We start from the raw sequence: 25,850 nt of genomic DNA, 5'->3' as shown, positions 1-25,850 counted from the left end.
GCGAGTGCTAACTTACGTGGATTCTCGGCGGAATGCAAATCGTCGGCGTGTCGCGATGTTCACGTGAAGTTCGCCGGCCGTTCTTCACGCGGTGGGTTCGACCTGCGGAAACTCCAAGGTTTCCGCGTCGTGGTCCACGCCGCTCATGGCGGTCGTATCCGCATCATTGGTACGCTCCGCGGTCTTGGCGGAGCCGTTCGCAGTAGGGTTTCCCGTGCCGGCGGCGTGCGTCAGCGCGAGCCGCATCTGATGCCAGACCACGTTGCCGTGCGTCGAATCGGACAGTCCTTCGTCCACGAATCCCAGCCGTGCGTAAAAATCGACCAGCCGTTCCTTGCAGGTGAGCACGAGGCCCTTGCGTCCGGCCTGTGCCGCGTCGAGAATCACCTGGCGCAGCAGATAGCTGGCGCAGCCGCGATGCTGGTAGACGGGTGCCACATCCACGCCGAAAATCATCTGCCAAACGCCATGCTCGTCATGCATATCGGCGTCGTCATACATGGCATCGGCAAGATTCGGCTCGTTTGTGGCCATGCCGTCGACGAAACCAACCAACGTGCCGTCCTCTACACGCGAGGGGAACGGGGTATCGTCGTCATCGGTGTTGACCAACAGCCAGAAATGGTCCGGATAAGCGGCCACGCGTGCGGTAAGGCTTTCGTTGCTTGCGGCCTCCGCAGGTGGGAAGCAGGCGGCCTCCACAGCCTCGATCGCGTCCAGATCCTCCATCGTTGCATGTCGAATGAGCATGTGCATACTCTCTCGCAAGGCATACCCAATCTTCACATTTCGATATGCGCCGACGGCGCAATCCGCCAACATGCCATACTGTAGAAGAACCTTGGAGGGATCGCAGGACGACTGTTTCGCGATACCTGATAAGTCCTTATACGAAAAACCGATAACGAAACTGGCTCGTAGTGGCGAATAAAGCGATAGTATGAGCCGCGTTCGCCGGAACAAATACGAAAAATCCGTTGAGAAGAGAAGGAGGCGCGCGTGTTCGACTGGACGTTCATCTCGCACTACGCGCCGTTCTTCGTCAGCGGTGCCGAAATGACGCTGTTCATTTCCGTCTTCGGCATCATCCTGGCGATCGTGGTCGGCTTGGTCTGCGCCGGCATCGAGATCGCGCGCATCCCCGTCCTGCGGCAGGTCGTGCGCGTCTACATCGAGCTGAGCCGTAACACGCCGTTGCTGGTGCAGCTGTACTTCCTGTATTTTGGCCTGCCGAAACTCGGACTCGTCTGGTCCGCGGAACTGTGCGCCATCGTCGGACTCGGCTTCCTCGGCGGCTCCTATATGGCCGAAGCGATGCGCGGCGGCCTGGAGACCATTCCGGAAGTGCAGCGCGAATCCGCATACGTGCTGGGCTTGAGCAAATGGCAGACATTAAGCCGCGTGGTCATTCCACAGGCCATCAGCACATCCATTCCAGGCGTCGTGGCCAATGTGATCTTCCTCATCAAGGAATCGTCCGTGGTGTCCGCCATCGCGCTCGCCGACGTGATGTACATGGCCAAGGACCTGATCGGCATGTACTACGACACCTATGAGTCGCTGTTCCTGCTGATTGTGGCGTATCTGGTGATTCTGCTGCCGATCTCGCTGTTCGGCACTTGGCTGGAACGGAGGTTCGACTATGAGCGGCGCTGAGATTCTGCTCGAGCCGGGCGTGATTCCGCGCCTGCTACAGGGCCTGTGGGTCACGGTGTGGATCGCCGGCGTGTCCGTGGCGTTGTCCGTGCCCGTCGGCCTGATCGTCGGCTGGCTGATGACGATGAAAAATCCCGTTGTGCGGGTGCTGACCAGGATTTATCTGGATTTCATCCGCATCATGCCACAGCTGGCGCTGCTGTTCATCGCCTTCTACGGTTTCGCGCAGGCATGGAATTGGAATTTGGATGCGACCGGCGCATGCGTGTTCGTCTTCGTTTTGTGGGGCGGCGCTGAACTGGGCGATCTGGTGCGTGGTGCGCTCGAATCGATTCCGAAGGCGCAGTACGAGTCGTCGTACGTTTTGGGATTGAGCGGCTGGCAGACGTTCACGAAAGTGATTCTGCCGCAGGCGTTGCGCCGGCTGCTGCCGGCTTCCGTGAACCTTGCCACGCGTATCGTGAAGACCACGTCATTGGCCGTGCTGCTCGGCGTGGTGGAAGTCATCAAGGTGGGCCAGCAGATCATCGACGCGAACCGTTTCCAGTATCCGACGGGCACTTTGTGGATTTACGGAACGATTTTCTTCATGTACTTCATCGTGTGCTGGCCGCTGTCCATCGTGGCCCGCAGGTTGGAAAAGAGGTGGAAGCATGACTGAGCAGGCTGAACAGGTTACGCAGACCGCGCAAAACAGCGGGAAATCGCAGACAAGCCTTGAAATCAGGCATCTGGTCAAGCGGTACGCCAATGCCGACAAGCCAGTGCTGGACGACATCTCCTTCGACGTGCCCCATGGCAAGGTGTTCGTCATCGTCGGCCCGTCCGGATCGGGCAAGTCGACGTTGCTGCGCACCATCGCAGGTCTTGAGCCGATTCAGGGCGGCACCATCGCGCTGAACGGCGAGATTATCGAAACCGGCAAGCCGGGCACCGAATCGGCCGGCCGCAGCAAGCGCGGCAGCGAGCTGCGCACGCGTGTCGGCATGGTGTTCCAAAGCTACGACCTGTTCCCCAACAAAACCGTGCTCGGCAACATCACGCTCGCTCCGACGCTCGTGCAGAAGCGCGACAAGGCGGAGGTCGAGAAGGAAGCCATCGCTCTGCTGGAACGCGTCGGACTCGCCGACCGCAAGGATGCCTGGCCGCATGAGCTGTCCGGAGGCCAACGCCAGCGCGTGGCCATCTGCCGTGCGCTGATCCTGCATCCGGAAGTGCTGCTGTTCGACGAGGTCACCGCCGCGCTTGATCCGGAAATGGTGCGCGAGGTGCTTGACGTGATGCTGGAACTCGCCGATTCCGGCCAGACCATGCTCATCGTGACGCACGAGATGCAATTCGCACGAGCCATCGCCGACCAGGTGATCATGCTGGAGGACGGCGGCATCGTTGAACAATCCGACGACGCCGAAGCGTTCTTCACCAATCCGAAAACCGAGCGTGCCAAGCGTTTCTTGCACACGTTCGAATTCGACAGGCATCGTAGGCCGGCGGAAACGCCGACGGAACCGACGGGAACTTCCGCCGAGTAATCGCAAGTTTTGATAGCAGTCATCCGTACAAGAGAGGAGTAACCATGACCGCATCAATCATCAACAAGACAATCAAGAGCATCGTGGCCGCATCGGCCGCGTTGATCATGGCCGCCTCCGTGGCTGCCTGCGGTCCCAACGCCGCCACCCCGAGCGAGGAGAACAACGCCTCCAACGGCGGCGCCACCACGTCCAAGGTGACCGCCCGCTCCCTGGACGAGATCAAGAAGTCCGGCGTGCTCAAAGTGGCCGTCTTCTCCGACAAGGCCCCGTTCGGCTACATCGACAAGGACGGCAAGAACGCCGGCTACGACATCGTCTTCGCCGAGCGTCTCGCCAAGGATCTGGGCGTGAAGGTCAAGTACACGTCCGTCGATCCGGCCGCCCGTGTGGATGTGCTCACGTCCAACAAGGTGGACATCACGCTGGCCAACTTCACCGTCACCGACGAGCGCAAGGAGAAGGTCGACTTCGCCAAGCCGTACATGAAGGTCGCGCTCGGCGTGGTCTCCCCGGAGAACGCCGAAATCACCGACGTGAGCCAGCTCAAGGGCAAGACGCTGATCATCGCCAAGGGCACCACCGCCGAAAGCTACTTCGAGAAGAACGAACCCGACGTCAAGCTGCAGAAGTACGACCAGTACGCCGACGCCTACAACGCGCTGCTCGACGGCCGTGGCGACGCCTTCTCCACCGACAACACCGAGGTGCTGGCCTGGGCCAAGACCAACAAGGGCTTCAAGGTGGGCATCACCAAGCTCGGTGACGAAGACACCATCGCGCCGGCCGTGCAGAAGGGCAACAAGGAGCTGCTCAACTGGATCAACGACGAGATCGTGAAGCTCGGCAAGGAGAACTTCTTCCACAAGGATTACGAGGAGACTTTGAAGCCGGTGTACGGTTCCGATGTCGACCCGGATGACATTGTGGTCGAAGGCGGCAAGCTCTGACAATCGCCTGACCTGACGGCAGGCTGCCGTCCGTCAATCCTGTTTCCAAGCCTTTCGTGGCACACGCCGCGGAAGGCTTTTTCATGCCGATTCCGGGCCGGTTATGTCACATCCTTCGAAACCGTTTACAGTCCACGCGGGTGTATGTTTCCGGAGGTTTCGTACCATCCGATAACCCCTCATAAATAAACGCTATGGCGATTCGCACGTTGTATAAGCAACGTCGATAATCTCCGGCGCGTGGCGCTTTCCAAGACACGGTTAAGTAGGAACCAGCGATCGCGTGAACGGCACGCGGCAGGGAAACCACACCGAGGGGGTGCGCACCATGACCAGATTCAACACTCAGCTCGTCCACGGACTGCCGGTCAACGACAACAACACCGGAGCCGTGAATCCGCCGATCTACAACTCGTCCACTTATGCTTTCGAATCGGTCGAGGCCATGCCCCGTTGGGATTACGCGCGCAGCGGCAACCCGACCCGCGAGTTCCTGGAGAAGCAGATCGCGCAGCTGGAGCATGGCACGCGCGGTTTCGCGTTCGGTTCCGGCCTGGCCGCCATCCACGCGGTGCTGTCGATCTTCCAGCCAGGCGACCGCATCGTCGTCGGCAAGAACATCTACGGCGGCACCTACTCGCTGTTCCACGAGTATTTCGAACGCTGGGGCGTCATCGTAGAGGAAGTGGACACCACCGATTACAAGGCGCTCGATGCGGCGGTGTCCGGCGAATCCGCCAAGGGCAATGCGCATGGATGTCCGGCCAAGGCCGTGTATTTCGAAGTGCTCACCAACCCGCTTCTGCAAGTCAACAACGTGACGGCCATTGCCGGAATCGCCCACCGTCATGGCGCGATCGCCATCGTCGACAACACATTCGTCACCCCGTATCTGCAGCAGCCGCTCGACCAAGGCGCCGACATCGTCATCCATTCCGCCACCAAGTATCTGGCCGGCCATTCCGAAGTCAACGCCGGCCTCGTGGTGGTCAAGGACGATGAGCTGGGCAAGCGCGTCTACTTCGCGCAGAACCGTTTGGGCGGCGTGCTCGCGCCGAACGAATGCGATTCGGTGCGTCGCGGCATCCAGACGCTCGCCTTGCGCATGGACCGTCAGCAGGAGAACGCGCGTGCGATTTCCAGCTATCTGCTGCTGCACCCGTTGGTCAAGTCCGTGCATTATCCGGGACTGCCCGGCCACGAATACGAGCTGGCCTCCAACGGTCTCAAGGGCGGCGGCGCCGTACTGAGCTTCGAAGTGGTGCCGGGCGTCGACCCTGCGGACGTGCTCGACAACCTGCATATCTTCCGTTTGGCGGTGTCTCTGGGCGCGGTGGAATCGCTTGCCGAACTGCCGTGCCGCATGACGCATTTCGAACTGCCGCGCGAGGAGCGTCTGAAGGTCGGCATCACCGACGAACTGGTACGCCTCGCAGTCGGCATCGAAGACAAGCAGGACCTCATCGAGGATCTCGGCCAGGCTTTCGACATCGCGTATGAGCACTATCTCAACCGTCATGCCGGCGAGAGTCTGTTCACCTTCGCGCAACACGTATATGCCTGAAAGTTTTGCCATCGATAGGGATTTGAATATTAACTGGCATGCCATCTCACGAGCCGGACAGGGGAAAGCGCCCCTCTGTCCGGCTCGTGGGCGTATGTGGGTCATCTCCTGGACAGGCGATGGTTGGTTCGTGGACGGCTCTTGCCCAGCTCGCGGACATTGTCTGCATACGATTGCATTCTTTGGTAAATTTTTACTCGGGTTCGGCAATGGTTGCAGAACCTACGAAAGGTCATGCGACAAGACCTTTAAAGAGAAACCAAAGAAGGGAGTAATGCCATGCCGTTCCTTGTAGCGCTCCTTGTCATTGCGCTGATCATCGCGTTCCTGTTCCTGTCCACGTTGTTCATCGTGCCGCAGCAGCAGGCCTACATCATCGAACGTTTCGGCAAGTTCAACAAGGTGCAGTTCGCGGGCATCCACATCCGTATCCCGTTCGTGGACCGTATCGCCATGAAAACCAACATGCGCGTCAACCAGCTCAACGTGCAGCTGGAGACCAAAACCCTCGACAATGTGTTCGTCACGGTCGTCGCCTCCACCCAGTTCCGTGTGAATCCGGAGAACGTTGCCACCGCTTACTATGAGTTGCGCGATCCGGCCGGCCAGTTGCGCTCCTACATGGAAGACGCCCTGCGTTCCGCCATTCCTGCGTTGAGCCTCGATGATGCTTTCGCCCGTAAGGATGATGTGGCCTTCGACGTGCAGAAGACCGTCGGCAACGAGATGTCCCGCTTCGGCTTCACCGTGGTCAAGACCCTGATCACTGCCATTGACCCGAGCCCGCAGGTCAAGAATGCCATGGATTCCATCAACGCAGCCCAGCGTGAGAAGGAGGCCACCCGGCAGCGCGCCGAGGCCCAGCGCATCCAGATTGAGACCCAAGCCGCTGCTGAAGCGGAGAAGACCCGTCTTCAGGGTGAAGGTCAGGCCAACTACCGTCGCGAGATCGCCAACGGTATCGTCGACCAGATCAAGAGCCTGCAGGCTGTCGGCATGAACATCAGTGACGTGAACAATGTGGTGCTGTTTAACCAGTACCTCGACGTGCTGCGCTCCTTGAGCGAATCCAACAATGCCAAGACCGTGGTGCTGCCCGCATCCACCCCCGGCGGATACCAGGACATGTACAGCCAGATCACCCAGGCCATGATGACGGCCAACGAGACCGCGGAACGGAGCGCGTACACGCCGAAGCCGTCCCATACGGCCGCCCCATCGGTGCCGCGTATCTGACGAATATTGATCGAATGGCGTCTTTGGCCGCATGCGCCAATCGCGGGGTATGCGGCCAAAGACGAAACGAATCCCTCCTTCCATCGGGGAGCCGCGTGAATGTGACGGAGAATGCGGAAACGATGGAAGGAGGGATCGCGTATGGGTGCGTCGCCGTACCACGACGCACATCTTGTCATGGGAACGCTTCTGGACGCTATTCCAGTCCGATGAGCGCCCCGTGGGCCGGCATGGACGGGCGTTCCGCCTCATGCTGCTTCACGGATTGGATCTGTTTCTGCAGATCCATGACTTTCTTCTCCAGCCATGCGATGGTCATGGATTGGGAGATGACGAGCAGGTCGCGTTGATCGGCCGCGGCTTCATTGGCGAACGACTGCGCCTCCAGCATGATCTGCGGATCGGCCTTCCAACGTGCGATGGCGCGTTCGATGCGCTTGCTGCCCACGATCTTCGGATTGAGTCCCGCGCTGGCAAAGATGCTAGTCGGTCCGTTGCCCCGCAGATATTGCGCCATGCAACGCACCTGGAAATCCCTCGAATAGGTGATGCGGTCCATCGATGCCCGCTCCACCGCGGGCAGGGTGTTGAGGTAGTAGACCTCCGCTTGTGTGAAACGACGTTTCATGATGTCCCCCTCATGGTATGGAACCGTTCAGCTTCGTTTTCGATTCGTTGCGATGCCTTCATTGTATTTTCGTTGTTTCACGGTTCACTGCCATTTGGCACGAAACAAGGGTTTCTGGCATGAAACAACATGTTCCATATCGTTCAGGCGGGGTTTCTTGAACGGTTTTCGAGTTTCAGGCACGCGCGGACCGTGGCTTCAGGGTGTTCCCTTAAGGGTGGCGAAGCGCGGTGAAACACTTTAGACTTAGGAGCAATTATCAACATATTCCCAGAAAACGAGGAGGTGAATGTGCCGGTAGGTAGCACATCCAACGCTGGGAAAACCGGTCGCGGTCCCATTATCGAGGTTAAAAACCTACGCAAGGAATATCCAGTGCTCGATGAGACCGTCGTAGCACTGGAACGTGTCAATCTCGCCATTCCGCAAGGGCAGATTTGCTGTATCTATGGCGAGTCCGGATCCGGTAAATCCACCCTGCTCAATCAGCTTGCCGGCATGGAAAAACCAACTAAAGGTGGTGTACGTATCACAGGTGTGCCCATCAGCAGGCTTGACGAACGGCAGCTGGCCGAATTCAGGCAGAAGCACCTTGGCTTCGTGTTCCAGTCGTACAATCTGCTGCCCAATCTCAATGCCATCGAGAATGTGGCCATGCCACTGATGTTCCGAGGCGTGCCGAAGCGTAAACGCGAGACGATCGCGCGTGCCATGCTCAAGCGGGTCGGCCTTGGCAAACGCATGAACCATTATCCGACCCAGATGTCTGGCGGTCAGCAGCAGCGCGTTGGCATCGCCCGCGCTTTCGTGACACGTCCGCAAGTGGTATTCGCCGACGAGCCGACCGGCAATCTCGATTCCAAAACCAAAACCGAAGTGATGGATATGATTTGCTCGTTCGCACGCGATTTCAACCAGACCATCGTGCTCGTCACACATGACGACAATATGGCGCAATACGCCGATCGCATCGTCACACTTCTTGACGGCCGCATCATCGGCGACCGGCTTACGTAACATTCACGACAACGCATATCGACAACTATGACGACAACAGAAGGGCCTTCCATGGGCAACAACACAAGAATCGCAACACTGCTCAACGGGGCAATCTCACTATTGGCGGTGGTCGCCATCACGTTGGTATGCATCGTGCCGACGGCGTTCGCCGAAGATGGCGCCAATACTTCCGATGCTCCGGGTGCGGGAGCGGACAACAGTGTTGAGCAGATTGCTGGGCCGGTGCCGAACATCATTATCACCAATTTCACCTATGGCGACGGGTCGGTGGCGGTCGGCAGCACCTTCAACCTCGGTTTCACCTTCCAAAACATGGGCAAAGTGGCGGTGAGCAACATGGTGGTCACCGTGGACGGCGGTGAGAATTTTGCCATCTCCGGCGGTACGAACACGTTCTACTACGATGCACTGAATGCGGGAGCTGCGTTGACGCAGACCGTGCCGATGCAGACACTGGCCAGTGCGAAAAACGGCGCGCAGGGCATCGACATCAGCTTCAAATACGAGTATGTGGACGGTGCCGCACGCAGCTCCAACACTTCCGACATCAAAATTTCCGTACCCGTTTCGCAGCCTGATCGTTTTGAATTGAACGATCCAGTGGTGCCCAATATCGTCAACGCGGGTGAGGAAACTACTATCACCATGGATTACGTGAACAAGGGCAAGGGCGACGTTTCCAATGTCGAGGCGAGCGTTGAAGGCGACGGTATCACCGCCACGCAGGCCAAGCAGTACGTCGGCAATGTGGCGTCCGGCGCGTCCGGCTCCATTGGATTCGCATTCACTGCGGACAAGCCCGGCGAAACCGAGGCGAAACTGACGGTGACGTATGAGAATTCCGATGGACAGCCGCAGACCAAGGAATTTCCGGTGAAGATCAATGCCGTTGAAGCTCCTGTTCCGGATGATTCCGATACGGATGTTGACGTCCAGGATCAGAGCATGCCGGTCTGGGTGTGGATAGTGGCGGCGGCCGTTGCGCTCGTCGTGATTGTACTGACGGTCGTATTGGTGGTCCGTCACCGCCGTAAGAAGGCAAAGCAGGTGGCCGATGATGACGATTGGGATTGGGAGCCTGCCGATCTTGGAGCCGATAAGCAGGGTAAATCTACTGCCATGGCTGCCGATGCGCCGACGCAGGTAATCGCCACGGCAGGTGGCACATCGGCTGCCTCCGTATCCGCAACGTCATCTTCCGCTCCATCTGTCAAGGAGTAGGCATGCGATTTTCGGATATCGCACATACTTGCGCGCAGAATTTGCTGCGGCGCAAATCGCGTACGATTTTGACGGTGCTCGGCGTGATCGTCGGCTGCTGCTCTATCGTCCTGATGATTTCGATTGGACAAGGCATCAGCGAGCAGAATGAGCAGATGCTCAAGAGCATGGGCAATCTCAACGACATTACCGTCACAGCTGCCGGCGGCTCGGGCGCGTACGACAGCTCTGGCGTCGGTATGTCGAGTTTGTCTTCGTCGGACATGACATCATCGGATCAGCAGGCCAAGCTTGACGATGCTGCGGTACAGACGTTCCGTGGCATTTCAGGCGTCGCGGCCGTGATGCCACAGCGGTCGGCGCAGAGCACCGTGGATCTCACTGCGGGAGCCGGATCCCGATACGTGGCTCAATATGCTTCTGTGATGGGTACGGATATGACCCAGCTTGAAGCATCGGGATACAAGCTCGTTCAAGGGCGTATGCCAAGGCGTGCCGGAGAAGTATTGCTCGGCAAATACGCGGCATACCAGTTTATGGATAAGTATCGTTCCGATGATGACTCCAGGCGTATCGCTCCCGGTGATTATGAGTGCGATGAGAACGGTTGCAAGGAGAGCGAGGGGGAGAAGCCGTTCTTCGACGTACTGACCACGAAACTCAATTTGATTACCGGAGCCGATTATCAAAGCCCTGACGATTACCGCAAAATAGGCAGCACTTCGATGAGTTCCACCGATTCAGGCGACGGCGATGGTACTGCCAGTTCGCAGAATCCTGTGGTTTCCATGCCTCTCACCGTGGTCGGTGTGTTGGACGCTTCAACCAATAATTACGATGCATTCAGCTCCGGTGTAGTCATGTCGCTGGAGGATATGGACACATTGCAGGCCAAAATCGACGGCAAAACCAATACCACCAGCCGGACCAAAACAAACTACGACCAAGTGGTGGTGCACGCTCAAAATATCAAGGATGTGCCGGGTATCGAAGCGCAGATCAAAATGTCTGGCTACCAAACCACGTCCTTCGAACAGACCCGCAAGGAGATTGAAAAGCAGAGTCGTGGCATCCAGCTCGCATTGGGAGGCATTGGCGCGGTGTCATTCCTGGTGGCGGCCATCGGCATCGCCAACACCATGATTATGTCCGTGTCGGAACGCACTCGGGAAATCGGCATTATGAAGGCGCTCGGCTGCTATGTGAAGGATATTCGCACGATGTTCCTATGTGAAGCAGGTGCCATCGGTCTGGTCGGTGGACTTATCGCCTGTCTGATTTCCGCCTTGGGGTCGCTGAGCATCAATCTGCTGTCGTTTGGTGGATTCAGTATGGAAAACGTAGGCAAAGCGATTATGGGCGGTGACGACGTGAGCCGAATCTCCGTGATTCCATGGTGGCTGTTTGTCGTGGCCGTGCTGTTTTCAATTCTGGTGGGCATACTCGCCGGTTTGGGGCCAGCTAATAAGGCTGTGAAGATTCCTGCGTTGGACGCCATCAAGAACGAGCAATAGCGATTGCGATTGACAATAATGCCTATGGTCGGCCATGTGCTGTTCAGCGTGGGCCGGCATTTCGCGATTGTTCGACGTTCCCTGTCGATTTTTGACGGTGCCGGCTAGTTGCGTGATTAACGGGCCAAGACGCGGCGAATGCGATCAGCCACCGCTTCCACAGTCAGCCCGTAACGTTCATCAAGCTCGGCAAGGGGCACACGATCGGTGAATTCTTTCGATGCGCCGAAGTTGAGCACACGCACACCGGCCGCCTTTGGATTGGTGGAATTCGCGTAGAACGCGGTCACCTTCTCACCCCAGCCGCCTTCCAGCTGGCCATCCTCCAAGGTGACGACCACACGATGGCCGTCGGCAAGCACGTCCAGCAGCTCGCCATCCATCGCGGAATACTGCTGCGCGTCGATAAGCGTCGCATTGATATCGTCGTCGTTTTCGAGCGTTGCCGCCACCTCGGCCGCCAACGGCAGTGTATTGCCCAAGCCGAGAATCGCCACTTCACGTCCCGGACGTACGATCTGGTACCGCGTGAAAGGGCAATCGCCGGTAATATCGATCGTCGTCTCGTGCGCGTCGGCACGTTCGGCCGGGTCGAACGCCATATCGGCGGAACGCTCCATGGCAAGAATCTGCTCGCCGGGCATGCGGATAGCCGTCACACCATGATCAGACGGCCCCGTGGCCCATGCAAGCATGTCCAGCATCTGCTCTCCGCTGGTCGGCGCCAGACAGGTCACATCAGGCGTGTTGGCGAACATCGTCATATCGAACGTGCCGGAATGTGTATTGTCCGCGCCGGAAATGCCCGCTCCGAAAATCAGCAGCGTCGCCGGAACATGATTCAACGCCAGCTCCTGCTGCAACTGGTCGTAAATACGCTGGAAGAACGTGGCGGAAGTCGCCAGAACCGGCCGGCCTCCAGCCTTCGCGATGCCTGCGGCGAACGCGGCCGCATGCTCCTCGGTAATGCCGGTGTCCACATAATGCGATCCGGCACGTTCACGGAAATCACGGGTGATGCCATTCGAACCAGGGGTGGCGGGGGAGATGACCACCAGTCCCGGCTCGTTTTCGAAACGGGACTCCAACGAAGCCATGGCCATCTGACCGTAGTATTTGCGCGCGTCAAGCGGCTTGCCGAGCGCGCTATCCGGATCCTGCCAATGATTCGCCTCGCATTGGCCGGCATGCGGCTGCGGATTGGTCTGGTTGCATCCGTCGGAACCATCCTGCGCCTCGGTCTCATCGCTGAAACCCAAGCCCTTGGTGGTGTGGATATGCAGCACGACGGGATGGTCGATATCCTTCAAGTCTTCAAGCGCCGCGACCAGCGTGTCCACATCGTTGCCCTGCTCCACATAACGGTAGTCAAGTCCGAACGCCTTGAACAGATTCAGCTCCGCGGTTCCGTTCGACGCGCGCAGACGGGCAAGATTGCCGTACATGCCACCGAAATCCTCGGCGATCGACATCTCATTGTCGTTGACGACGATGATGAGATTACCGCCCTGTTCGGCAGCGTTGTTCAGTCCTTCGAAAGCGATCGCCGAGCTCAACGAACCGTCGCCGATGATGGCGATGACGTTGCCGATTTCGCTTGCACCCGCAGCGGTATGTTGCATATCACGTGTTTTGGCAAGACCGCAGGCAAGGGAGATGGACGTGCCGGTATGGCCCAGCACGAAGGAATCATGCTCGCTTTCCAACGGATTGGTGAAACCCGTCACCTCGCCGAACCGCGACTCGTCCAGATACGCCTCGGCGCGCCCGGTAAGCATCTTGTGCACGTAGCTCTGGTGGGAGACATCGAAAACGAAACGGTCACGTGGAGAACCGAACACGCGGTGCAACGCCACGGTAAGCTCCACCACGCCAAGATTCGAACCGATGTGGCCACCATGCTTCCGGCCGTAATTCAACAGCGTGGAACGAATCTCCAGACACAGATCACGCAACTGTTGCGAAGAAAGGGCATGCACATCCGCCGGAGAATGAATCGAACCCAGTATGCCAGCGGTCATTATGCGCAACTGTCCTTCCCTGAACCTGTCTTCTTTACCGCGGAAAATCCTATCCCACTGTATGCCTCTGCCGGGGTGTCGGTTGTGAAATACCTGCAAAGTCTTCTCAACTGCGGCACAATGGAAACGATGAAATGAATCGAACCACCGAAAAACCGCGAAGGAGCGCTGACCATGAAAGCCGTATACGCAGCAGGAACCGATTATGACAATCCGCTGTCGCAACTCAAGGTGGGGGAGCTGGACACGCCCGAAACCAAGCCGTTCTGGAGTACCATCCACGTGGCCGCAGCCAGCGTGAACCACCACGACATCTGGAGCCTGCAGGGCGTGGGACTCTCCGCCGAACAGACGCCGATGATTCTCGGCACCGACGCGTCAGGCGTGCTCGACGAGGACATTCCTGTTCGCAAAGGGCTGAAAGCCGGAGCCGAAGTGGTGCTCTACACCTTCGTCGGCACCGACGGCGCCGGCGTCATGCCGGGGGAGCGGCGCACCATCCTATCCGAAAAATACGCGGGCACCATGGCCGAAACCACCCAAGTGCCCAGCGCCAACGTGTTCGCCAAACCCGCCAACCTGACCCTCGATGAGGCTGCCGCGCTCGGCACCAGCTGGCTGACCGCCTACTCACTGCTGTTCACATCGGCCAACGTGAAACCGGGAGACACCGTGCTCGTCCAAGGCGCGGGCGGCGGCGTGTCCACAGCGGCCATCCAACTCGCCCATGCGGCAGGACTGGAAGTGTTCGTCACGTCACGCAGCGAAGAGAAACGAGACCGCGCGATCGCCATCGGAGCCGACGCCGCCTTCGAAACCGGCGCGCGACTGCCGCATAAGGTCGACGCTGTCATCGAATCGGTCGGCGCGGCCACCTGGAGCCATTCCGTCAAATCCGTACGCCCCGGCGGCACCATCGCCATCTGCGGAGCCACCACAGGAGACCAGCCTGGAGCCGAACTGACCCGCATCTTCTTCCAGGACATTCGCGTGCAAGGCAACACCATGGGTTCGCGTGACGATTTCGCACGACTGCTCAAATTCGTGGAACACGCCGACCTGCACCCCGTCATCGACTCCACCTACGCGCTTGCCGACGCGCCCGCGGCGTTCCGCAAAGTGGTCGACGGCGACGTTTTCGGAAAGGTCGTGCTGCACATCGAGCCAAGTAAGTAAAGTAGGCGGTGTTCTGGAACACGTAAGTCTACGTAAATCCTTCGGAGGTTTTGATGGCAGACAACAAGCCTGAAGTCGCGGTGATCATGGGATCGGCAAGCGATTGGGAGACCATGAAGCACGCATGCGAGATGCTCGACCAGTTCGAGGTGCCGTACATGAAGCAGGTGATTTCCGCGCACCGCACCCCGGAACTGATGGGTGAGTTCGCGCACAACGCCCGTGCCAACGGGCTGAAGATCATCATCGCCGGCGCGGGCGGCGCGGCCCACCTGCCGGGCATGGTCGCGGCGCAGACCACACTGCCGGTCATCGGCGTGCCGGTACGCTCCCACGCGCTGTCCGGCTGGGATTCGCTGCTGTCCATCGTGCAGATGCCGGGCGGCATTCCGGTGGCCACCACCGCCGTCGGCAACTCCGGCGCAACCAACGCCGGCCTGCTCGCGGTGAGCATTCTGAGCACCACCGACGAGCGACTGGCCAAGGCGCTGCAGGACTATCGTGACTCCCTGAAGGAAAAGGTGGCTGAATCCAATGCCCAGCTTGTCTGAGGAAACCAACGGCCGTATCGAACGACTGATGCCCGGCGCGACCATCGGCATCATCGGTGGCGGCCAGCTCGGCCGCATGATGGCGCTGTCCGCACGCTACATGGGCTTCCGCATCGGCGTGCTCGACCCGACACCCGACTGTCCGACCGCTCAGGTCGCGGATTTCCAAGTGACCGCCGAATACGACGACATTTCCGCCATCCGCGAACTGGCTGAAAAGTCCGACGTGCTCACCTACGAGTTTGAGAACGTGGACGCCGACGCCATCGATCAAGTGCGTTCCCTCGCGGCGGCCCCGCAAGGCACCGATCTGCTGCGCGTCACGCAGGACCGTGTCAACGAGAAGCGGTTCATCAACGACCATGGCACGCCCACCGCGCCGTGGAAGGCCGTCAACAGCGTCGAGGAACTTGAAGCGGCACTTGATGAGATCCACTATCCGGCTGTGCTCAAAACCCGTTCCGGCGGTTACGACGGCCACGGCCAGACCGTGCTCAAGTCCGAAGCCGACTTGGAGCAGGTGCGCGCCCGCGCCGACCATGACGGCAGCTTCCCGCCAAGCATTCTGGAAGGCTTCGTCGATTTCGCGTTCGAAGCGAGCATCCTCGTCGCCGGCAACGGCAAGGATTACGTGACCTTCCCGATCGTGCGCAACGAGCATCGCAACAACATCCTGCACATGACCATCGCGCCGGCCGAAGTGGACGAAACCGTGGCCAAGGAGGCGCACGAGCTGGCGTTGCGACTGGCCAGAGGCTTCGAACTCGCCGGCATTCTGGCCATCGAACTGTTCATCACCAAAGACAACAAGGTCATCGTCAACGAACTGGCCCCACGTCCGCACAATTCCGGCCACTACACCATCGAGGCCTGCTCGTTCGACCAGTTCGACGCGCACATTCGCGGCATCGCCGGCTGGCCGCTCGAACAGCCGCAGCTGCTCAAGCCCGCCGTCATGGTCAACGTGCTCGGCCAGCATGTGGCGCCGACCCGTGCGCTCATCGCCGACCATCCCGAATGGAACGTGCACGACTACTGCAAGGCGGAAGTGCGCCACGACCGTAAGATGGGGCACATCACCGTGCTGACCGACGACACCGCCAAAACCGTGGCCGACCTTGAAGCCACCGGCTGCTGGGACGACTTGAAGAAAGCCTGACATCATAAGTAATGAGTGAACATATCGTGCGGCAGACCCGCCAGAAAGACGCCATCCGCGACGCGCTGAACGGCTGCGACGAATTCATCTCCGCGCAGGAGCTGCACCGCAAGCTGGAAGACCGTGGCGAACATATCGGACTCGCCACGGTCTACCGGCAGCTCAACGCCCTGGCTGAAGCCGGCCGCGCCGACACGGTCCGTCTCGACGGGCAGCAGCTGTTCCGCCTGTGCGGCGATGACGGGCACCATCATCACCTCGTCTGTACGAACTGCGGCAAAACCGTGGAAATTGAATCGCCTTCCGAAAGCTGGCTGAAAGGCATCTCCGACAAGTACGGCTTCACCATCGAACGGCACACGCTGGAGGTGTTCGGCCTGTGCGAGGACTGCCGGAAGGCGGACAAGTAGCGGCTGTCTGCCGTATTTCCGTTGGAATCGTATCGCCATCGGCGCAATCCAATCGTAAAAATCGTAAAGAAAAAACGTTGGACGTTGTCTTTTTCAGACGCGTATATGACAATAGGGCATTGCAAACGAACTAAGTGGGGTTATGCGTGACCAAAGCAACATCGAAAAACGAGCCGATTGAGGAGCTCGACATCGCTACCGTGGACCCGATGGCCAAGAAAGCGGGCAAGGAGTTCCCCGGCTGGCTTTACGGCGTGCTATTCGTGCTGTTCGATGCGGTGGGCGTTGCCGCCCTGCAGATCGGTGTCAGCGAATCCGCCACTCGAGTCCAACTATCGAACAACATGTGGCTCACCGGCTGGGGATTCGTCGGCAAGATGTTCACCAGCGCTAATTTTGTGGCTGTGCTCAACCTCATACTGTGGGGCGTCCTGTACGTGATCCTGCTCATGCTCACCAACCGTTTCTGGGTGGCCACGCCGATATTTCTGGCGGTGACGTTCATCGTCGCCGTGATTGAGCATTTCAAAGTGTCGATTCGATACGAGGCGATTCTGCCAAGCGACCTGAACTTCCTCAAAGCCGACGCCGGCAATCTGATGAGTTTCATGCCGTCCGGCGCGCAATGGACCATTCTGATCGCGGTGGCGGCGTTTGCCGCGTTCGTGGCGCTGTTCGTCTTCCTGAACCGCCTCGACGCGCGTCACGGCAGACTGTTTCGCGGCTCCGACAAGCAATCCCGTTCCGTGAACGCGATCGCAAGACTGCTGCTGATCCTGCTTCCAGGCCTGTTCTTCACGCTGTATTCGATGCAGGTGAGCACCGTCGGCTCGTGGGCCAAAGGCTTCGCCACCGTCATGGGGGACAAGCCCTCCATGTGGGACTCCGTATACGACGCCCAGCGCAACGGGCCGCTGGTGGCGTTCACCCGTCAGCTCAACCCGAAAGTCATGGTCAAGCCGGACGACTATTCCGAAGAGACCATGAAGCAGGTCGCGGCCCGCTATGAGAAGGCCGCGAAGAAGATCAACGCGAAACGTTCCGCGAACATGACCGACAGCACCGTCATCTACGTGCTGTCCGAATCCTTCTCCGACCCGTCACGCGTGCCGGGACTCAAAGTCAACAAGGATTCCATGCCGAAGATCCGTGAGATCAAGCAGAATACCACGTCCGGCCTGATGCTGTCCTCCGGATACGGCGGCGGCACCGCCAACTTGGAATACATGGGACTGTCCGGCCTGAGCATGGCGAATTTCGATTCCTCCCTGACCAGCCCATACCAGCAGCTGGTGCCGAGCGAGCATTGGACGCCGACCATCAACCAGATGTGGGGCGCGTCCAAGAACTCCATCGGACTGCACCCGTACGAGTCGTCCATGTATTCGCGCGCCACCAATTACAAGAAGTTCGGCTTCTCGCATTTCTACACGCTGACCGGGCCGGACGTCATCTCGCATCAGGACAAGATCGACGATTCGCCGTACGTCTCCGACGAGGCCACCTACCAAAGCACGCTGGAGGAAGTCAGGAAAACCAAGTCGAACCAGTTCCTGCAGGTCATCACCATGCAGAACCACATGCCCTACCATGACTGGTACAAGCACAACGACTTCAAAGCCTCCTCCACTACGGGAAAGCCGTTGAAGGACGACGAGAAGGAATCCATCGAAACCTACCAAAAGGGCGCGTCCCTGACGGATGGGGCGACCGCCGGATTCCTCAGCGAACTCGACAAGCTCGACAAGCCGGTCACCGTGGTCTTCTACGGCGACCATCTGCCTGGTATCTACTCCTCGGCATCCGCGGACGACGACAACTCGCTGGCCCTGCATCAGACGGACTACTTCATCTGGTCCAACAAAGCCTCCGGCACGCAAGGCAACAAGATCGACAACGCCGAATACTCGTCGCCGAACTTCTTCGTGGCCCAGGCGGCCGAGCACATGGATGCCAAAGTCTCCCCATACCTGGCGTTCCTCACCGAAATGCATTCCAAGATCTCCGCCATGGAACCGCCGGTCGTGAACAACATCCAAGGCTGGGACCGCATCCCCGAAGGACAGAACATCTATCTGAACTCCAAGGGCGAGCCCATGGCCGAAGACGATTTCGACGCCGAGACCAAGCAGCTGCTGGCCGATTACCGGCTCATCCAATACGACATCACCACGGGGAAGAATTACCTGAAAGACACCTCCTTCATGGACCTGCCGTAACGAGGACGGCGCGCCTGCCGCACGGCTCGACACTCGACGTACCGTTGTGCGCCTTCGTGTCGTGCCGCACGGAATTCGCGCACGTCCTCGTCACGGCAGGCGTGTGGTGGGCGACGACGCGCCTGCCGCACAAATCTTAAAATATTGAGGGGCTGTTCCAAACTATTGGAACAGCCCCTCAACGGCTATTGGTTCAGCGCAGCCAACACACCATCATCACGCATTCAGCGCTTTGAAACCGATGTCGTGACGGTAGAACATGCCCTTGGTGTCGAGCTTGTCGATGATCGCGTAGACCTTGTCCTGCGCGGCCTTGATGTCCGCAGCGGAGGACTCGACCAGCAGCACGCGACCGGAGTTGGCCACGAGACCATGCTCGCCACGTGCGACGCCCGCATAGTAGACATGGGAATCGTCATCTACCGTGATCTCAGGAATCGCGGCACCCTTGACCACGTTGGTCGGGTAACCTTCGGAAGCGATCACCACGCCAAGAGTGGCATTGTCCTCATCCCACGTGAATTCCGGGGTTTCGCCGTTGAGAATGGCGTTGATGCCGGCACCGAGATCGGACGTGAGCTTCGGCAGCACCACTTCGGTCTCTGGATCGCCGAAACGCGCGTTGAATTCAATGACCTTCGGTCCGTCGGCGGTGGCGATGAGGCCGGCGTACAGAATGCCGGTGAACGGCGTGCCCTCGTCGGCCATGGCCTGAACGGTCGGCTTGACGATGGTTTCGATGGCGGTGTCGATCACATCCTGACCGATCTGCGGAACCGGGCTGTAGGCGCCCATGCCGCCGGTGTTCGGACCCTTGTCGCCATCGTAGGCACGCTTATGATCCTGCGAAATCGGCATCGGCCAGAAATCGGTGCCGTTCACAAAGCTCATCAGAGAGAATTCCTGACCCTCAAGGAAATCCTCGATAACCACCTTCGCGCCGGCGTTGCCGAAGCGGTGGTCCACGAAAATGTCCTCCAAAGCGGCGATGGCGGTCTCCTCATCCATCGCCACGGTCACGCCCTTGCCTGCGGCCAGGCCATCGGCCTTGATGACGATCGGCGCGCCATGCTCGCGCACATAAGCGGTGGAACGCTCCAAATCGTCGAACGTCTGGTACTTCGCGGTCGGAATGTCGTGACGTTCCATAAGCTGCTTGGCGAAGTCCTTGGAACCCTCGATCTGCGCGGCGGCCTTGTTCGGGCCGAACGCCTTGATGCCGGCGGCCGCGAAATCGTCGACGATGCCTTCGATAAGCGGCACTTCCGGTCCGACGAACACCCAATCGTAACCATTGTTCTTCACGAAATCGATGAGCGCCGCATGATTGGACGGGTTGAGCTGCGTGGTGCGGATGCCGTCAAGCTCCATGCCCGGATTGCCTGGGGCCACAGTGACCTCGCTGACGCTGCCGCCACGCATGAGCGCGTGGGCGATGGCATGTTCACGCGCACCGGAACCAATGACCAGAACCTTCATATTTCCTCCTGTTGTATCCCTTATGGGGAAGAGTGCCAATCTCAAGAAATAATATCGGGGGTGCCTGTTCGGCCACCCCCGTATGTTCGTTTACTGCAGTTCGACGTCCTCGCCGGTCTTCTTGACGATATTGCCCAGCACATAGCCGGCCTCGCCATTGGACTTCAGCAATTCCATGGTCTTATCGGCATCTTCGGCGCTGACGGCCAGCACCATGCCGATACCCATGTTGAAGATGTTGAACATTTCCATATGATCGATGCTGCCGGCCTTCTCGAGCACGTCGAAAATCGGGAGCACCGGCCAGGAACCAAGGTTGATATGGGCGGCAAGACCGTCCGGAATCATACGCGGAATGTTCTCGATGAAACCGCCGCCGGTGATATGCGCGACGCCCTTGACCACGCCCGCCTTGAACAGCGGGGAAAGGGCCTTCACGTAAATCTTGGTCGGAGTGAGCAGCACGTCGCCAAGCTTCTCACCGCCCAGTTCGTCCAGTACGGTGTCCACGGTGTAGCCGGCCTGCTCGAACAGGGCCTTGCGCACCAGGGAGAAACCGTTGGAATGCACGCCGGTGGACGGCAGGCCGATAAGCACGTCGCCCTCAGCGATGGTGGAGCCGTCGACGATAGCGGACTTTTCGGCCACGCCGACCGCGAAGCCAGCCAGATCGTACTCGTCTTCGTCATACATGCCCGGCATCTCGGCGGTCTCGCCGCCGATCAGACCGGAACCGGCCTGCACGCAGCCGTCGGCCACGCCGGAGACGACCTGCTCGAGCAGAGCCGGATCGTTCTTGCCGCAGGCGATGTAATCCAGGAAGAACAGCGGCTCGGCGCCCTGGGCGGCGATATCGTTGACGCACATGGCCACGCAGTCGATGCCGATGGTGTCGTGCTTGTTGGCCATCTTGGCCACGACCAGCTTGGTGCCGACGCCGTCGGTGCCGGAAATCAGCACCGGCTCCTTGTAACCGAGGGAAGCGAGATCGAACAATCCGCCGAAGCCGCCGATGCCGCCGACCACGCCCGGACGGTTGGTGCGCGCCACGTGGGACTTGATACGCTTGACGACTTCGTAACCGGCCTCAACGCTTACGCCGGCTTCCTCATATGCTTTTGGCATATCTAACCTTTCTCGGGTCTCAGTGTTCTTCTTGGGATGAAGTGGTGGTGTATTCGTTGCCCTCGTACTTGCTCTTGTACAGGGCGAATTCAGGCAGACGGACACGATCCTCCGGAGTGAGCGACTTCAGGAAGTCGGCTTCGTAGTCGTCCAAGGCGGTCGGATAGTCGCCGTTGAAGTAGGCCACGCACAGGCCGCCATACGGTGCGTCCGCACCCAGACCGATGGATTCCACCAAGCCGTCGAGCGACAGGAACGCCAGGGAATCGGCGCCGATGTAGTCGCGGATCTCGTCGACGGACTTCTTGGCCGCGATCAGCTCCTTGGTGGTGGAGATGTCGATGCCGTAGAAGCACGGGTACTTCAGCGGCGGGGAGCTGATGCGCATATGCACTTCGGCCGCCCCGGCCTCCTTGAGCATCTGCACGATGCGCTTCGAGGTGGTGCCGCGCACGATGGAATCATCGATGACGACCACGCGCTTGCCCTTGACCACGCCGCGCACTGCGGACAGCTTCATACGCACGCCCTGCTCGCGCAGCTCCTGCGTGGGCTGGATGAAGGTGCGTGCCACGTACTGGTTCTTGATCAGACCCATTTCGTTCGGCAGGCCGGCCTCCTCCGAATAGCCGGAAGCCGCCGACAGGGAGGAGTTCGGCACGGCGATGACCATATCGGCGTCGACGGGGGATTCCTGAGCCAGGCGCGCGCCCATGCGCTTGCGGGCCGAATGCACGTTCACGCCGTAGATGTTGGAATCGGGGCGTGCGAAGTAGATGAATTCCATCGAGCAGATGGCCAGCTGGGTCTGATCCGTGTAACGGTCGATGCGGTAGCCATCGTCATCCACGACCACGATCTCGCCCGGGCGGATGTCACGCACCAGTTCGGCTCCGACAGTGTCGAGCGCGCAGGTCTCGGAAGCGAGCACATAGGCGCCGTTCGTCATCCTGCCAAGGGACAGCGGACGGAATCCGTTCGGATCGAGCGCGCCGATCATGGCATGTTCGGTCATAATCAGATAGGCGAAGCCGCCGTGCACGGTGTTGAGCGCTTCCTTGAGCTTGTCCATGAACGTGGGCTTGCTGGAACGACGGATGAGGTGCATGAGCACTTCGGTGTCGGAGTTCGAATGGAAGATCGCTCCCTCGTCCTCCAGCTTGCGGCGTAAGGAGGGGCAATTGGTGAGATTGCCGTTGTGACACAACGCCATATCCCCGTCATGGAAGCGGAAGATGAACGGCTGGATGTTGTCGGTGCCGCCGGAACCGGCTGTGGCGTAACGCACATGGCCGATCGCTTTGTCTCCTTTCAGGCGTTCGATTTCCCGTTCGTCGCTGAACACTTGGGTCAGCAGACCCGTTCCGCGATGACCGATGAGATGACCATTATCGTTGGAGACAATGCCGGCACCCTCCTGACCGCGATGCTGCAGCGCGTGTAGACCGAAGTAGGTGAGTCGGGCGGCGTCCGAGTGGCCCCAAACGCCGAAAATACCGCATTCCTCGTGGATGTCTTCGAGTTCAGCTGACAAGCCAAAGCTCCTTCCAAAACCATGGAGACAAGGGGTTCGCTATCGTCCAACAGTATCAATGGGCGGCTACAAGAGTCGGGTTTTGTCCAGTTCTCAGACGGTATATGGAACCGGACATGCAATCGAACAGCCGTTCGAAAAAGCTGTTATGATGGAAGACGTTGAAAACGCGAATCACGGTCGTCGGGGTGCGGGAAGTCCCCCGTATGAGCCATTGCATGGAAGGAGCATCATGGCCGGACGGATATACGTGGCAATCGACCTCAAATCCTTCTATGCGTCCTCGGAATGCGTGGAACATGGATTCCCTCCGCTATCCACACACTTGGTGGTGGCGGACCAGGAGAGGACCGACAAAACCATCTGCCTTGCGATCTCGCCGTCGTTGAAGGCATACGGTCTGCCCGGACGCGCCCGCCTATTCGAAGTCAAAGCGAAACTGAAGGAAATCAACGCGGTCCGTCGCGCCGCGGCTCCAGGCGGTGTGCTGACGGGGAAATCGTATGATGCGAAGGCGCTCGCGGCCAATCCGAATCTGGCTGCTGACGTGTTCATCGCCAAACCGCGCATGTCTCATTACTTGGCGATGAGTGCGAAAATCTACGGTATTTATCTGAAATACGTTTCGGCTGAGGATATCCACGTCTATTCGGTGGACGAGGTGTTCATGGACGTCACCGGCTATCTGCGCGCCTATGGAAAAGGGGTGGAGGAGATGACCCGTGACATCATCCGCGATATCCACACCCAGACCGGCATCACCGCCACCGCGGGCATCGGCACGAACATGTATCTGGCCAAAGTGGCTATGGATATCGTGGCCAAACACATCCAGGCGGGGGAGGACGGCATTCGCATCGCCCGGCTTGACGAGATGTCGTACCGGAGATTGTTGTGGAATCACCGGCCGCTTACCGATTTCTGGCGTGTGGGGCGTGGATATGCAAGGAAGCTCGAAGCGCACGGACTGGCGACCATGGGGGATATCGCTCGCTGTTCCATTGGCCGTGCCGACGAATACTACAACGAAGATCTACTGTACAAGATGTTCGGTGTGAACGCCGAACTGCTCATCGACCATGCGTGGGGCTGGGAACCGTGCACCATCGCGGACATCAAAGTGTACAAGCCGGCGGGGCACAGCTTGAGTTCCGGACAAGTGCTGACAGGGCCGGCGGGATTCGACGCAGCCCGGCTGATTGTGCGTGAAATGGCGGATACGCTGTCATTGGATTTGGTAGCGAAGGGCGTGAAAGCCGGCAGAGTGGGATTGATGGTCGGCTACGACACGGCAAGCCTCGATCCGAAACGGCTTGGCAAGGACGGTTCCGCTGATTTGAAGGCGATTGCCGAACATGCCGTGGCAACATACGACGGCCCTGTTTCGATCGACAGGTATGGCCGCCGCGTACCCAAGCCGGCCACCGGGTCGATCGCATTGCCGGAGCCGACGTCGGCTACGTCGCGTATTTGCGACGCGGTCGATAAGCTTTTCCTTTCGATCGTAGACAGGCGTTTGCTGGTCCGTCGGCTGAATGTGGTCGCCGCCGATGTGCTGACCGACGAGCAACTTGAGGAACGGCGGCAGGCGGCCGCGTCCGAATATACGCAGCCTGATTTGTTCGCCGCGATGGAAGCGCCGGTGGATTCCGCTTCCGCTGATGCGGCCGAATGCGAGGCTATGCGTTCCGCCGATGGTGGTTCCAAGGATTCGCCACGAGGGGACGCCGAACTGCATATGCAGCAAACGCTTCTGGACATCAAACGCAAATTCGGCAGAAATTCCATCATCAAGGCCATGGATATGTTCGATGACGCCACAGGCCAGCAGCGCAACAAGCAGATAGGAGGTCATGCGGCATGAGCCTTACGGAAACCCATCGCTACGACGACATCATCGATCTGCCGCATCACCAATCGCAGACGCATGCCCATATGAGCATGCATAACCGTGCCGCCCAATTCATGCCTTTCGCCGCCCTGACCGGTTACGACGACATCATCAGACAAACCGCGCAATCCAGCGATGATGCGGTGGAACGCGCCAACAGGCCCGTCGATCTCGCCGAGGGTTACCTTTCCGCCTGAAGCGGCTGCTATGACGAATGTCGCGGATTGCTGTATATGAAAGGGTGGATTCGGAATCATGAGATTTCGAACCCACCCTTGATTATGTGAGCGTGAAAAGAGTCTTGATGCTCAGGCGGCGAAGTACTCCACGCCGGCCGCGAACAGCGGCTGGTCCTTCTCGCCAGGCACGTTCACGAATGTGCCGTTGCTGTAGCGCTCGGAGTGGCCCATCTTGCCGAACACGCGGCCGTCCGGACTGGTGATGCCTTCGATGGCCAACAGCGAACCGTTCGGGTTCACATCCAGGTCCATGCCCGGCACGCCAGCCTCGTCCACATACTGCGTGGCGATCTGGCCGTTGGCCTTGAGCTGGGCGAGCACATCGTCGGAGGCCACGAAACGGCCCTCGCCGTGGGAGATGGCGATGGTATGCATGTCGCCCACCTCGGTCTTCGCCAGCCACGGGGAGAGGTTCGAAGCCACGCGGGTGCGCACCAGACGGCTCTGGTGGCGGCCGATGGTGTTGAACGTCAGCGTCGGGCATTCGGCGGTCATCGGCACGATGTCGCCGTACGGCACCAGGCCAAGCTTGATAAGCGCCTGGAAACCGTTGCAGATGCCGAGCATCAGGCCATCGCGGTTGTCCAGCAGGTCGCGCACGGCCTCGGTCACGGCCGGAGCGCGGAAGAAGGCGGTGATGAACTTGGCGGAGCCGTCCGGTTCGTCGCCGCCGGAGAAGCCGCCAGGAATCATGATGATCTGGCTCTTCTTGATCTCCTCGACCA

At 59.2% G+C, this 25,850-nt stretch carries 23 protein-coding genes; 16 read left to right on the top strand and 7 right to left on the bottom strand.

The genetic code is table 11. The features are described 5' to 3' along the window. Nucleotides 1-84: 84 nt before the first annotated feature. Nucleotides 85-756, bottom strand: a complete 672-nt coding sequence (locus Q5H33_RS05950; RefSeq protein WP_343018407.1) for a GNAT family N-acetyltransferase — start codon at nucleotides 754-756, stop codon at nucleotides 85-87. A gap of 243 nt (nucleotides 757-999) precedes the next feature. On the opposite strand from Q5H33_RS05950, the gene Q5H33_RS05945 reads away from it, so the two are divergent. The 6 genes from Q5H33_RS05945 to Q5H33_RS05920 all read left to right on the top strand — a co-directional run bounded on the left by Q5H33_RS05945 (nucleotide 1,000) and on the right by Q5H33_RS05920 (nucleotide 6,938). Further along, the gene (locus tag Q5H33_RS05945; RefSeq protein WP_003808512.1) at nucleotides 1,000-1,656 is read left to right on the top strand and encodes an amino acid ABC transporter permease; all 657 of its coding nucleotides are present in this window, start codon (nucleotides 1,000-1,002) and stop codon (nucleotides 1,654-1,656) included. Further along, on the top strand, nucleotides 1,643-2,317 hold the full coding sequence (locus Q5H33_RS05940) for an amino acid ABC transporter permease (RefSeq protein WP_003808515.1): 675 nt from the start codon (nucleotides 1,643-1,645) through the stop codon (nucleotides 2,315-2,317). Before Q5H33_RS05945 ends, Q5H33_RS05940 begins: the two co-directional genes overlap by 14 nt. Continuing rightward, entirely contained in the window at nucleotides 2,310-3,188 is an 879-nt protein-coding gene (locus Q5H33_RS05935; protein ID WP_003808517.1) for an amino acid ABC transporter ATP-binding protein, read from the top strand. The genes Q5H33_RS05940 and Q5H33_RS05935 overlap by 8 nt, the downstream gene beginning before the upstream one ends. A 44-nt stretch (nucleotides 3,189-3,232) precedes the next feature. Next, nucleotides 3,233-4,138 carry a cysteine ABC transporter substrate-binding protein gene (locus tag Q5H33_RS05930; RefSeq protein ID WP_302423519.1) on the top strand — a complete coding sequence of 302 codons (906 nt, stop codon included), beginning with the start codon at nucleotides 3,233-3,235 and terminating at the stop codon, nucleotides 4,136-4,138. Between the two features lie 328 nt (nucleotides 4,139-4,466). Further along, nucleotides 4,467-5,702, top strand: coding sequence for a PLP-dependent aspartate aminotransferase family protein (locus tag Q5H33_RS05925; protein ID WP_302423516.1), 1,236 nt, complete (start codon nucleotides 4,467-4,469; stop codon nucleotides 5,700-5,702). Between the two features lie 279 nt (nucleotides 5,703-5,981). After that, nucleotides 5,982-6,938, top strand: a complete 957-nt coding sequence (locus Q5H33_RS05920; RefSeq protein WP_302423515.1) for an SPFH domain-containing protein — start codon at nucleotides 5,982-5,984, stop codon at nucleotides 6,936-6,938. A gap of 196 nt (nucleotides 6,939-7,134) precedes the next feature. Here the strand turns inward: Q5H33_RS05920 and Q5H33_RS05915 are convergent, their stop codons facing one another. Continuing rightward, nucleotides 7,135-7,566: a hypothetical protein gene (locus Q5H33_RS05915; RefSeq protein WP_003808556.1), complete on the bottom strand. Its 432-nt coding sequence runs from the start codon at nucleotides 7,564-7,566 to the stop codon at nucleotides 7,135-7,137. Nucleotides 7,567-7,905: 339 nt separating this feature from the next. Between Q5H33_RS05915 and Q5H33_RS05910 the strand changes: the two genes are divergently transcribed. The 3 genes from Q5H33_RS05910 to Q5H33_RS05900 are packed head-to-tail and all read left to right on the top strand — an operon-like array spanning nucleotide 7,906 to nucleotide 11,321. After that, nucleotides 7,906-8,583, top strand: a complete 678-nt coding sequence (locus tag Q5H33_RS05910; RefSeq protein ID WP_033499084.1) for an ABC transporter ATP-binding protein — start codon at nucleotides 7,906-7,908, stop codon at nucleotides 8,581-8,583. A 51-nt stretch (nucleotides 8,584-8,634) separates the two neighbouring features. After that, nucleotides 8,635-9,807, top strand: coding sequence for a COG1361 S-layer family protein (locus tag Q5H33_RS05905; RefSeq protein WP_038444254.1), 1,173 nt, complete (start codon nucleotides 8,635-8,637; stop codon nucleotides 9,805-9,807). Nucleotides 9,808-9,809: 2 nt separating this feature from the next. Further along, nucleotides 9,810-11,321, top strand: a complete 1,512-nt coding sequence (locus Q5H33_RS05900) for an ABC transporter permease (RefSeq protein ID WP_038444256.1) — start codon at nucleotides 9,810-9,812, stop codon at nucleotides 11,319-11,321. A 116-nt stretch (nucleotides 11,322-11,437) separates the two neighbouring features. Here the strand turns inward: Q5H33_RS05900 and Q5H33_RS05895 are convergent, their stop codons facing one another. Then, on the bottom strand, nucleotides 11,438-13,342 hold the full coding sequence (locus Q5H33_RS05895; protein ID WP_055309123.1) for a 1-deoxy-D-xylulose-5-phosphate synthase: 1,905 nt from the start codon (nucleotides 13,340-13,342) through the stop codon (nucleotides 11,438-11,440). 174 nt (nucleotides 13,343-13,516) lie between these two features. Here Q5H33_RS05895 and Q5H33_RS05890 point away from each other — a divergent pair, with 174 nt between their 5' ends. From Q5H33_RS05890 to Q5H33_RS05870, 5 genes are all read left to right on the top strand, one after another. Continuing rightward, the gene (locus Q5H33_RS05890; protein ID WP_038444258.1) at nucleotides 13,517-14,518 is read left to right on the top strand and encodes a zinc-binding dehydrogenase; all 1,002 of its coding nucleotides are present in this window, start codon (nucleotides 13,517-13,519) and stop codon (nucleotides 14,516-14,518) included. Between the two features lie 53 nt (nucleotides 14,519-14,571). After that, nucleotides 14,572-15,069, top strand: a complete 498-nt coding sequence (purE, locus tag Q5H33_RS05885) for a 5-(carboxyamino)imidazole ribonucleotide mutase (RefSeq protein WP_042990249.1) — start codon at nucleotides 14,572-14,574, stop codon at nucleotides 15,067-15,069. Further along, a complete protein-coding gene (gene purK / locus Q5H33_RS05880; protein ID WP_302423510.1) occupies nucleotides 15,053-16,228 on the top strand; it encodes a 5-(carboxyamino)imidazole ribonucleotide synthase in 1,176 nt (391 codons plus the stop codon). Before purE ends, purK begins: the two co-directional genes overlap by 17 nt. An 11-nt stretch (nucleotides 16,229-16,239) precedes the next feature. After that, the gene (locus tag Q5H33_RS05875) at nucleotides 16,240-16,638 is read left to right on the top strand and encodes a Fur family transcriptional regulator (protein WP_011742966.1); all 399 of its coding nucleotides are present in this window, start codon (nucleotides 16,240-16,242) and stop codon (nucleotides 16,636-16,638) included. Nucleotides 16,639-16,847: 209 nt separating this feature from the next. Next, nucleotides 16,848-18,857, top strand: a complete 2,010-nt coding sequence (locus tag Q5H33_RS05870) for an LTA synthase family protein (protein ID WP_302423524.1) — start codon at nucleotides 16,848-16,850, stop codon at nucleotides 18,855-18,857. A 216-nt stretch (nucleotides 18,858-19,073) separates the two neighbouring features. Here Q5H33_RS05870 and purD read toward each other — a convergent pair whose 3' ends face one another. From purD to purF, 3 genes are all read right to left on the bottom strand, one after another. Then, nucleotides 19,074-20,336, bottom strand: a complete 1,263-nt coding sequence (gene purD / locus Q5H33_RS05865) for a phosphoribosylamine--glycine ligase (RefSeq protein WP_070122185.1) — start codon at nucleotides 20,334-20,336, stop codon at nucleotides 19,074-19,076. Nucleotides 20,337-20,426: 90 nt separating this feature from the next. Further along, nucleotides 20,427-21,461 (bottom strand): phosphoribosylformylglycinamidine cyclo-ligase, encoded by a 1,035-nt coding sequence (gene purM / locus Q5H33_RS05860; protein ID WP_038444269.1) that lies wholly within the window; start codon nucleotides 21,459-21,461, stop codon nucleotides 20,427-20,429. Between the two features lie 19 nt (nucleotides 21,462-21,480). Next, a complete protein-coding gene (gene purF / locus Q5H33_RS05855) occupies nucleotides 21,481-22,995 on the bottom strand; it encodes an amidophosphoribosyltransferase (protein ID WP_003808581.1) in 1,515 nt (504 codons plus the stop codon). Between the two features lie 232 nt (nucleotides 22,996-23,227). Here purF and Q5H33_RS05850 point away from each other — a divergent pair, with 232 nt between their 5' ends. Both Q5H33_RS05850 and Q5H33_RS05845 read left to right on the top strand, forming a co-directional pair. Continuing rightward, nucleotides 23,228-24,859, top strand: a complete 1,632-nt coding sequence (locus tag Q5H33_RS05850; protein WP_034984223.1) for a type VI secretion protein ImpB — start codon at nucleotides 23,228-23,230, stop codon at nucleotides 24,857-24,859. Further along, complete coding sequence (locus tag Q5H33_RS05845) at nucleotides 24,856-25,083, top strand: hypothetical protein (RefSeq protein ID WP_003808583.1); 228 nt, start codon at nucleotides 24,856-24,858, stop codon at nucleotides 25,081-25,083. The genes Q5H33_RS05850 and Q5H33_RS05845 overlap by 4 nt, the downstream gene beginning before the upstream one ends. Nucleotides 25,084-25,194: 111 nt before the next feature. Here Q5H33_RS05845 and Q5H33_RS05840 read toward each other — a convergent pair. Continuing rightward, on the bottom strand, nucleotides 25,195-25,850 hold a 656-nt coding region (locus Q5H33_RS05840), incomplete at its 5' end, for a phosphoribosylformylglycinamidine synthase subunit PurQ (RefSeq protein WP_302423506.1).

It is taken from the genome of uncultured Bifidobacterium sp. (assembly GCF_959020145.1).
Lineage (GTDB): Bacteria > Actinomycetota > Actinomycetes > Actinomycetales > Bifidobacteriaceae > Bifidobacterium.
The sequence above is the reverse complement of the archived record's forward strand: the minus strand, read 5'-3'. Positions and strand labels throughout refer to the sequence as shown.